Genomic DNA, 3501 nt, shown 5'->3' with positions numbered 1-3501 from the left:
GCGCAACACCGACGGTTTTGTGGAAACCTTTGCCGCCGCCCTGCTCGCCCGCATTGGCGAAGAGGCGCCCGGGGTACGCCTGCGCTTTGTGCAAAAAGCCGACAAGGACAGCACGCCGCTGCGCGAAGGCCGGGTGGACCTGGAGACGGGTGTGGTCGACGACACCACGGATCCGACGTTGCACAGCCGCATCCTGTTTCAGGATCACTGGATCGGGGTGGTGCGTGAGGGGCATCCGTTGAGCGCGGGCAAGATCAGCAGCAAACGCTTTGCCGGTGGCGAACACATTCTGATCTCGCGACGCGGGCGCAGCAGCGGTCCGGTGGACGAAGCATTACTCGCCTTTGGCCTGACGCGGGACATCGTCACCTCGTTCGGTGGATTCTCCGCAGCGCTGACGCTGGTGCGTGAATCAGACCTGATCGCCACAGTGCCGGAACGTCACACGAGCAAACTGCGCAGCGGCCTGCACAGTTTCGCCCTGCCCTTCGAGATGCCGCCGATCAGCGTGTCCATGCTCTGGCACCCGCGCATGGACGCTGACCCGGCGCACCGCTGGCTGCGCCATTGCGTGCGCGAAGTCTGTGCCTAACGCGCATCACCGCCGGCGGGGTTATAGAACAGGAATTTGCCGGTCTCGGCCGTCTTGCGGTATTCCTTGGCCCAACTCGGATGGACGTTGCGATCATGGAAATACAACGCGCCGTGGGTGCGATCCTTGAGCTGACGATTGAGGGCCTTGCCGGCGATTTCCTTGGCCAAGGCGTATTCGCTATCTTCCTTGACTTGATCCGGCTTGCCATCGCACCACCAGGAAAACTGGCAGCTCTTGGTTTCCGAGCCTTGTTTGACCACGGCACACACCGTGTCAGGGAACCCTTCGTGGCCGAGGCGGTTCATCACCACACTCGCCACCGCTTCCATTTCCGGGGTGTCCTTGCCCTTGGCTTCCCAATAGATACTGCGCGCCAGGCAGGTGAGCGGATCGTCCAGCGGCGCCGCGCCGGCCGGGTCAACCGCCTGGGCTTCGGTCGGGGTGATGGCCTCGGATCTGGGCGCCGGGGCCGCACTGACCTGGTCAGCGGCTTTCTCTTCGAGCACCTGGGCTTTTTCTTCAGCCTTCGCCTTGATCGGAGCCTGATCGGTGGCCCCCGCCAAGCCAGTCAACAGCATTAACGCGAAACAGCCAGCCAACGCTTTCAATCCCATGTCAGTTCTTCCGGCAGCGCCCGGTCCGGGCAAGGTGTTACGTCGGGGAGACACCCGGATTCCGGGGTCTTCGGAGAGTGTAGACGGCAAATACTTCGACAAAGTTGCGTAGAAAAAAGCGCCGGATGAAGAAAAAGACATTGCGTCTACCGGGGGCCTTTCGCGCATCATGGGCGCACTCAGCTCAAGGGAGATTTCCATGCGCTTCATGCCATCCGTTTTGCGTTTTGCCGCGTTGTCCGTCGGCCTGGTGCTGGCCATTCCGGCCATGGCCGCCGATGAGTCGCAATTGATCGAGTCGATCAACAGCTACCGCAGCCAACCGCAGCGCTGCGGCAGCCAGGCGTCCACTGAACTGCCGCCGCTGTCGGCCGATCCGCGGCTGCGCTTGCCGGCCACCGGCATGGTTGATCTGCAACAGGCCATGGCCAGCGCCAGTTACCCGATGGTCAATGTCCAGGCAATCACGCTCAACGGCCCGCGCGATGCGGCGTCGGCGATGAAGGCGATTCAGGAGAGTTTCTGTCAGGTGGTGCTCGATCCGCAGTTCGTCGATGTCGGCGTCAGCCGTGCCGACCGCGACTGGCGCATTGTGCTGGCGCGGCCGTTGCTGTCGGCCAGGCTGGGGGATGCGCAGAGTGAGGGGCAGAAGTTGCTGAGCGAACTCAACGCCGCCCGCAGCAAGGCCCGTCAGTGTGGCGGTCAGTCCTTCAGCGCTGCCGCACCGCTGGCGTGGAACGCGACGTTGGGCACGATCGCCCAGGATCACAGCCGTGACATGGCCAACAACAATTACTTCGACCACAAGGACCGCGACGGCCGCACCCCCGGCGATCGCGCGGAACTCGCCGGGTACAGCGGCCAACTGGTCGGCGAAAACATCGCCGCCGGCCAGGACACCGTGGGCAAAGTCGTCGAGGGCTGGCTGGCCAGCCCTGGCCATTGCGCCAACCTGATGAACCCGCAATACAAGGAACTCGGCGCGGCCTATGCGACCGATCCGAAGAGCAGTGCGGGGATTTACTGGACCGCGATGTTTGGCGCGCAGTAACTCTTTGGCGCAACGTCATTGCTGCAGGAGCGAGTCTGCTCAGGGGGCTTTCACAGCGCCTGAGCAGGCTCGCACCGGAGGGCTTCACCTCAAGATGCAGCCCGGTATCTCAAGCGCCAAAAACCCTTCATTACCAACCCTTGTAAACCTGACGACGCCAATTCGGCGAAAAACATTTCATCATCGACGGGATCAATCAGCCGTTCAGAAACAGTGATTGGACGGTACTCAACGCAGCCCCTAACCTGCGCGGGCCAATCCCCTTCGACAGGGGTTTCCACTCTTGCGAGGCTGTCATGTCAGAACGCGTCTTGATCGATGGTTACAACCGCCGCGTCGACTATCTGCGCATGTCAGTCACCGACCGCTGCGATTTCCGCTGCGTGTATTGCATGGCCGAGGACATGCAGTTTCTGCCACGTCAGCAAGTGCTGACCCTGGAGGAAATCTATCAACTGGCGCAAAGCTTCGTCGCACTGGGCACGCGCAAGATTCGCCTGACTGGCGGCGAGCCGCTGATCCGTCCGGGCGTGGTCAAACTGTGCGAGCAGATCGCCGCCCTGCCCGGCCTGCGCGAACTGTGCATGACCACCAACGGCTCGCAGCTGGGCAAACTCGCCGCGCCGCTGTTCGACGCCGGGGTCAAGCGCTTGAATATCAGCCTCGACAGCCTCGACCCCGAGCGCTTCAGACAAATGACCCGCACCGGCGATCTGGCGCAGGTGATCAACGGCATCAATGCCGCGCGCAAGGCCGGTTTCACCCGCACTAAACTCAACGTCGTGGTGATACAGGGGCGCAACGATCAAGAGGTCAACGACCTGGTGAGCTTCGCCATCGACCACCAGCTCGACATCGCCTTCATCGAGGAAATGCCGCTGGGGATCATCAGCGAACACAGCCGCGCCGAGTCGTTTTTTTCCAGTGCGCAGGTACGCCAGAAGATTGCCGAGCGCTACACCCTGATCGACTCGGCCGAATCGACCCAGGGCCCGTCGCGCTACTGGCGACTGGCCGAGGCGCCGGAGATACGCCTGGGGTTTATCTCGCCACACAGCCACAATTTCTGCGGCACCTGCAACCGCGTGCGACTGACCGTTGAGGGGCGCCTGCTACTGTGTCTGGGTAACGAGCATTCAGTGGACTTGAAAGCGGTGCTGCGCGCCCATCCGGGGCAACCGCAACGGCTGGAGAACGCCATCATCGAGGCGATGAAGCTCAAGCCATACCGGCATAACTTC

General features: G+C 62.3%; 4 protein-coding genes. 3 read left to right on the top strand and 1 reads right to left on the bottom strand.

The genetic code is table 11. From position 1 onward, the window contains the following. Positions 1–592 (top strand): LysR substrate-binding domain-containing protein (locus tag DBR24_RS07530; protein ID WP_128614381.1); only part of this gene is annotated, 592 nt, incomplete at its 5' end. Here the strand turns inward: DBR24_RS07530 and DBR24_RS07525 are convergent. Continuing rightward, positions 589–1209: a cell wall hydrolase gene (locus tag DBR24_RS07525; RefSeq protein ID WP_128614380.1), complete on the bottom strand. Its 621-nt coding sequence runs from the start codon at positions 1207–1209 to the stop codon at positions 589–591. The two genes, DBR24_RS07530 and DBR24_RS07525, sit on opposite strands and share 4 nt — an antisense overlap. A gap of 199 nt (positions 1210–1408) precedes the next feature. Here DBR24_RS07525 and DBR24_RS07520 point away from each other — a divergent pair, with 199 nt between their 5' ends. Further along, positions 1409–2260, top strand: a complete 852-nt coding sequence (locus tag DBR24_RS07520; protein ID WP_128614379.1) for a CAP domain-containing protein — start codon at positions 1409–1411, stop codon at positions 2258–2260. A 296-nt stretch (positions 2261–2556) separates the two neighbouring features. Then, a partial coding sequence (gene moaA / locus DBR24_RS07515) for a GTP 3',8-cyclase MoaA (RefSeq protein WP_128614382.1) occupies positions 2557–3501 on the top strand: 945 nt, incomplete at its 3' end.

The sequence above is a fragment of the Pseudomonas sp. HMWF006 genome (genome assembly GCF_003061205.1).
Taxonomy (GTDB): domain Bacteria; phylum Pseudomonadota; class Gammaproteobacteria; order Pseudomonadales; family Pseudomonadaceae; genus Aquipseudomonas; species Aquipseudomonas monsensis.
This window is presented reverse-complemented; position numbering and strand designations above follow the sequence as displayed.

What these genes read in the sequence shown, in the direction of transcription:
- DBR24_RS07525 (WP_128614380.1), bottom strand. Translation starts at nt 1,209, where the DNA reads ATGGGATTGAAAGCGTTGGCTGGCTGTTTCGCGTTAATGCTGTTGACT.
- DBR24_RS07520 (WP_128614379.1), top strand. Translation starts at nt 1,409, where the DNA reads ATGCGCTTCATGCCATCCGTTTTGCGTTTTGCCGCGTTGTCCGTCGGC.